Source organism: Bifidobacterium leontopitheci (assembly GCF_009193355.1).
Classification (GTDB): Bacteria; Actinomycetota; Actinomycetes; order Actinomycetales; family Bifidobacteriaceae; genus Bifidobacterium; species Bifidobacterium leontopitheci.
The window spans coordinates 1-5,498 of the sequence record NZ_WBVT01000068.1 but is presented as its reverse complement, the minus strand read 5'-3'; the positions used below and the strand labels follow the sequence as shown (position 1 = coordinate 5,498).

The 5,498-nt window shown below is 66.6% G+C and carries 3 protein-coding genes; 1 reads left to right on the top strand and 2 read right to left on the bottom strand.

Features of this window, described 5'->3' with window-relative positions; all coding sequences use genetic code 11:
• The first annotated feature begins 336 nt into the window (after window positions 1-336).
• Window positions 337-1,092 carry a Sir2 family NAD-dependent protein deacetylase gene (locus F7D09_RS10875; protein WP_152235505.1) on the top strand — a complete coding sequence of 252 codons (756 nt, stop codon included), beginning with the start codon at window positions 337-339 and terminating at the stop codon, window positions 1,090-1,092.
• Window positions 1,093-1,233: 141 nt separating this feature from the next.
• Here the strand turns inward: F7D09_RS10875 and ilvA are convergent, their stop codons facing one another.
• Complete coding sequence (gene ilvA, locus F7D09_RS10870; protein ID WP_152235504.1) at window positions 1,234-2,499, bottom strand: threonine ammonia-lyase; 1,266 nt, start codon at window positions 2,497-2,499, stop codon at window positions 1,234-1,236.
• A 341-nt stretch (window positions 2,500-2,840) separates the two neighbouring features.
• On the bottom strand, window positions 2,841-5,189 hold the full coding sequence (locus F7D09_RS10865) for an alpha-galactosidase (RefSeq protein ID WP_152235503.1): 2,349 nt from the start codon (window positions 5,187-5,189) through the stop codon (window positions 2,841-2,843).
• Window positions 5,190-5,498 lie beyond the last annotated feature (309 nt).

Genomic DNA, 5,498 nt, shown 5'->3' with positions numbered 1-5,498 from the left:
CACGCACCGGCGCCCCAACGCAAGCCAAGGCACACGAAAACCCGGGGAAACCGCACCATCAAGCCGTTCCCTCGGCGTGTCGCAAACAGGGCAAACCAGCCCCACACCAGCATCATAACCACCAAAACCGGCACCAACAACACCAGCCGCCACCCATCGGACGGCGTGTCGGCCACATTTCAATCACAGGACAGCCGCCGTTCACCATCAGCGGCACGCGGACACCACGCAACAGTCGGCCGACGGTCCGGCAAACCCACGCTCTCGCCGCGAACCCGGCCCGGCATATCGCTCAACGCACATCCAACGAAACGCAACCGCGGTATACCTATAGGTATGACCAAGAAAATCGCAGTACTGACCGGCGCAGGCATCTCCACGTCCGCCGGCATCCCCGACTTCCGCGGCCCGGACGGCGTCTGGACCAAGCACCCCGAACAAATAAGCGTCTACGACATCGACGCGTTCCTCACCGACAAGGAAGAACGCGAATACTCCTGGCGCTGGCAGAAGGAGTCGCCGGTATGGAACGCGCAGCCGGGCACCGCGCACAAGGCGCTCGTCAAACTCGAGAAGGCCGGCATGCTCACCCTGCTCGCCACGCAGAACTTCGACGCGTTGCACGAGAAAGCCGGCAACAGCCCAGACGTCATCGTCAACCTGCACGGCACCATCGGCACCTCGCACTGCATGAAATGCCACAAGCAGTACGCCACCGCCGACATCATGGCCAACCTCGACAACGAACCGGACCCGCACTGCCACCGCCGGCTGCCGTACAGCGGCAACCAAGTGTGCAACGGCCTCATCAAAACGGATGTCGTCTACTTCGGCGAGGCGCTGCCCGACGGCGCCATCGAAAAGTCATACGAACGCGCGACGAAAGCCGACGAACTGTGGGTAATCGGCTCCACACTGGAAGTGTTCCCCGCCGCAAGCATCGTGCCCGTCGCCGCGCAGGCAGGCGTGCCGATCACCATCATGAACATGGGCCGCACACAGTACGACCGGCTGGCGACACGACTCATCCGCGAGGACATCGCCGTCGCGCTGCCGAAACTCGTCGACGAGACGATCGCCGAAAACAGCTGACATGAGCGGCTGCGGCAGCACGACCAAGCGGCCGCACAGTCGCACAGCCAACGACAAACAGTGAGGGCCGTCGCATCCTGCTCTGGGATGCGACGGCCCTCATGCTACCGTGCCGCTACCATGCCGCGGATCAGGCGGCAATCAGTAGATGCGCTTCGGCTGGAAGCCCTCCGCCTTGAGCGCGGCGAGGATATGGTCGATATGGTCAGGGCCGTTCGTCTCGACCGTGACACCCAGCGACACCGCGTTTGTGTAGTGGCCGGACGCCTTGAACTGGTCGTGGTCGAGCGCGATGACGTTCGCACGCTCGCGGGCGAGCAGCGAGGCGACCTTGACGAGCTGGCCCGGGGTATCCGGCAGCTCCACCTCGAAGTTCATGATGCGGCCACGGGCGATCATGCCCTTCTGGATGACCGCGCCCATCGTCACCGTGTCGATGTTGCCGCCGGACATGATCGGCACCACCACATGCGGACCAGGAGCCGCCGCGAACTTGCGCGAACGCAGGTTGAGGTGCTCGAGCGCGGCGAGCGAGACCGCGCCGGCGGCCTCGACAACCAGCTTGTGCTTCTCAAGCATGAGCAGAATCATCTCGTTGATGTCGCGCTCGGTGACGGTCACCAGATCGTCCATGAACTCGTTGAGCAGCGCGAACGGCAGGTCGCCCGGATGCTTGACGGCAACGCCCTCGGCGGAGGTGACCACCTGGTCGGCCTCGGTGACGCGGCCGGCGGCGAACGAGTTCTTCCACGCGGGGGAACCTTCCGGAATCGCGCCGATCACGCGCACCTCCGGCTTGAACGTCTTGATGGCGAGCGCCACGCCCGCACCCAGGCCGCCGCCGCCGAGCGGCACGACCACGTCGGTGACGTTCGGCACATCCTCAAGAATCTCCAGGCCGATGGTGCCCTGACCGCAGATGACCTCGTAATCGTCGAACGGCGGCACATAGATCATGCCTTCCGTCTCAGCGAGATGCGCGGCGTGCGCGGCCGCCTCGTCGAACACGTCGCCGTACAGGACGACGTCGGCGCCATACGCTTTCGTGGCGTCCACCTTGAGCGGCGGCGTGATCTGCGGCATGCAGATCGTCGCCTTCGCGTGGCGTTCGCGCGCCGCGTAGGCGACGCCCTGCGCATGGTTGCCGGCGGATGCGGTGACGATGCCGCGGGCGAGCTGCTCTTCGGAGAGGGACGCGATCTTGTTATAGGCGCCGCGGATCTTGAAGGAGCCGGTCACCTGCAGGTTCTCGGGCTTGAGAAGGATCTCATGGCCAGTCATCTCGGACAGCGTCGGCGACGGGATGATCTCGGTGTGACGCGCGGTGCCCTTCAGCCGCTTGGCGGCGAGCTTCAGCTCGGCCGCGTGGTCACGTTGCAATGCTTTGAGGACGTCTTTCTGCTCCATGATGGTCATTGTACGGCCGGGTATGCCGCGGGGACGGTGATTTCCCGGATAGGGGACGGGGAAAGGGCGGGGTGGCGAGGCGATCGGCGAATTCGGCGGCTGGCACAAGAAATTACGAAAATCAGCCGCAGTGTCCGTAAATCCTTGCGCTGGGAAATGCTCAGCGCAAGGATTTACGGATGATAAGGCCGATTTCCGTAATATCTTGCACTGACACGATGTTGGTCGCGTAGCGCAATACCGCAACAACCGCGGGGCGGGTGCCGCTATGGCGCTCCCCCAGTCACGGCCTCCGGCCGCGACAGCCCCCTCCACCGAGGGGGCCGAGAGGGGCCTGGCGGCTACACGCGAACCGCGGTGAGCAGTACCGACTGAGCGGGATGCAGGGCGGGCGGGCGCAGGCCGTAGGTGAGCAACGCGCGGCCGGTCATCGTCACGCCGTCCGGGGTCCACCAGCCGAGCGGCGACTGTCCGCAGCCCATGCCGGATCCCTCCAGGTCAAGGTCGAGCGCCAGCGGCTGCACACGGTACACGGCGTCCGGGTCGAGGCCGGTCAGCCGCACGGGCGCGGCCGGATACGTCTGGCCGGTGGTCAGCTGCGTGAACCGGTAGAACGCGGCGGAACAGTCCGGCTTGACCATGCCGTCGAGCCGCACTGCCGAATCGGGGTCGTCGCCGTGCACGCACGTGTCCACGGCGAACCATGCGCGATGCCTCTTGAACTCGGCGATCCACGCGGCGAGCTGTTCCGCGGCCGCGTCCGGCTCCTTGAGCAGGTTCCATTCGACGCCCAGATGTCCGAAGAACGCCATCGCCATGCGCAGCTCCTGGCTGGTCTCGCGATGCGTGGAGTGCGCGGGGCTCGCGCCCACATGCTCGCCCATCATGCACGGCGGCACCAGCAGCGACGTGTACCGCTGGATGTCCGCACGCTCCACCGGGTCCACGCAGTCGGACACCCAGATGCGGCTTGCCAGCTCCAGCATCCCCAGGTCGACGCGACCGCCGCCGGACGCGCAGCTTTCGATCTCGAGTCCCGGATGCGCGGTCTTGAGGTCGCGGAAGATCCGGTACACGGCGAGCGTCTGCCAGTGCACGGCCGGACGCCCGGTGCGCGGCGAGACGAGTTCCGTGGCGAACTTGTTGTGGTCCCACTTGATGTAGTCGATGCCCAGCTCGCCGACGAGCCGTTCCATACAGCCGTACACGTAGTCGTACGCGGCCGGATTGGTGAGGTCGAGCACCTGCTGGCTGCGGCCCTGCATGGGAAGGCGGCCGGGCGTGGGGCGCATCACCCAGTCGGGGTGCGTGCGGAACGTGTCGGAATCGGGGTTGACCATCTCCGGCTCGAACCACAGGCCGAACTCGAGCCCCAAGCCGTGCACGTAGTCGGCGAGCGCCTTGAGCGATTTCGGACCGTCCGGCCACACGTCGGGCGAGATCTGCCAGTCGCCGAGTCCTGACGTGGAGTCGCGTCGGGTGCCGAACCAGCCGTCGTCGACGACGAACCGTTCGACGCCTGCGGCCGCGGCCTTGTCGGCGAGCGCGGCGAGCGTGTCGTAGTCGTGCCGGAAGTAGACGGCCTCCCACGTGTTGAGGATGACGGGTCGCGGCTTGGCGGCGAGTTCGGGGTGGCGGTCGCGCAGGTACGTGTGGAATCGTGCGGCGACCTCGTTGAGTCCGTCGCCGTACGAGCCGTACACCCAGGGGGTGGTGTAGGAGGCGGCTGCGCTGTCGGCGACGTTGGCTGCGCTGTCGGTCGCGGCGGGCGGCAACGTGACTTCGCCGCCGGACAGCAGTTCGCCGCCGCCGATCAGGCCTTGCGTGTACGGCGTGCGTTCGGCGGAGAGCACGCTGTTGCCGCTCCAGCCGACGTGCACGGACCAGACTTCGCCGTGTCCGAAACCGAAGCCGGGGACGCCTGCGGACAGCAGCAGCGAGGCGTCGTAGTCAGGCTTGCCGGTGGCGGCGACCTTCTCGAAACGGCCGATGGTGAGCGGCTGACGCTGCGGGCTGCGTTCGCGCAGATGATGTCCGGTGGTGGTGAGGATTTCGGCGGCCGCGGCGGGCAGGGGGAAGCCGAGTTCGACGACGCCGATTTCGAGGTCGCCGGTGTTGGCGGCTGCGTTGGTGACGGTCGCGCGCTGGCGGACAAGGCCGCCGTGCAGCAGTTCCGCGGTCCAGGTGAGCCGCACGTGCTGTTCCGCGTCTTCGGCGGTGACGGTGACGACCGGGGTTTCGGCGTCGACGGCCGGAACGGCGACGCGCGCCTCGCTCGGCGTGGATTCGGGGGCGTCGGCGGCCTGCGTCACGTCGAGCACCGGGCGCAGGTCAAGGGTCGTCGTGATGTCGGTGACGTGGAAACGGCAGAACAGTTCGACGCCGTTGCGGCGGACGACGAAGCGCGGCGCGCCGATCCAGGACTCGCTTTGCGTGGGGAGGATCGACGGCCAGGACGTCTCGTCGAGCGCGCCGGAGACACGCTGCGGACGCAGGGCGTCGTAGTCGGCGAGCAGCGTCTCGGGATGCGGAACCGGGCGTCCCCAGTGGACGATTCTGGGCAGGTCGTCGGCGGCGAACAGCAGAGCGAACGCCACGGCCGCGCGGCCTAGCTCGCCTTGTTCGGCGTAGACGACGGTCAGCGCCGTGCCGTCCGCTGAAGTTCCGGTGAATCGTTCGATACGCGCCATTGCTGCCTCCTGATCGGTCGCCGCTTGCTCACGGGCGGGGATGCGGTACGTCGCGGGCGTCCCCTCCCCCGCCGGTTACTGCATAGTATGGCATCCCCCGTGCCCGTGGGGCACACTGCCGGGCCGCCGGCCGGACACGCCGCCGCCCGGCCCTTCCCTAAGTTGCACATTGTGCATCTTGGGGAAAACCGGGGCGCAGATTGTGCGCCGTAAGGTGCACAATCCGGCTGTTTTGACCACCGTTTCTTCACATATTTTCGCCAAGGTGCACATTGTGTATCTTGCGGAAAGGGCGGGCGGGAAAAGGAG